Consider the following 238-nt stretch of genomic DNA (forward strand, 5'->3'; position numbering starts at 1 on the left):
GAAAAAAAAAAAACTTCTCCACTTTCTACTTCTTCTATCTCCTTCTCTCCCTCATTTACTCCTTTTTGTTTTCCTTCTTCTCTCTTCTCTTCTTTCCTCTCCTCTTTCTCGCCTCTTTTCCTTCCCTTTCATCTCTCTTCGCCCTCTTTCTCTCCCTTCTCTCTCCCTCTCTCTCTCTTTCTTCCTCTCCTTCCCTTTTACCCTCCTCCTTAATCTCTATCCTTCCGTACTTCATCTC

Annotated in this window: 1 protein-coding gene; it reads right to left on the bottom strand. The window is 42.9% G+C overall.

Annotated elements, in window-relative coordinates; translation table 11 throughout:
• Positions 1-55: 55 nt before the first annotated feature.
• Positions 56-238, bottom strand: a 183-nt coding sequence (locus tag GXB81_RS31930) for a hypothetical protein (RefSeq protein WP_205990658.1), incomplete at its 5' end; no start/stop codon positions are given.

The sequence above is a fragment of the Paraburkholderia sp. Ac-20336 genome (assembly GCF_017105025.1).
In the GTDB taxonomy this organism is placed as follows: domain Bacteria; phylum Pseudomonadota; class Gammaproteobacteria; order Burkholderiales; family Burkholderiaceae; genus Paraburkholderia.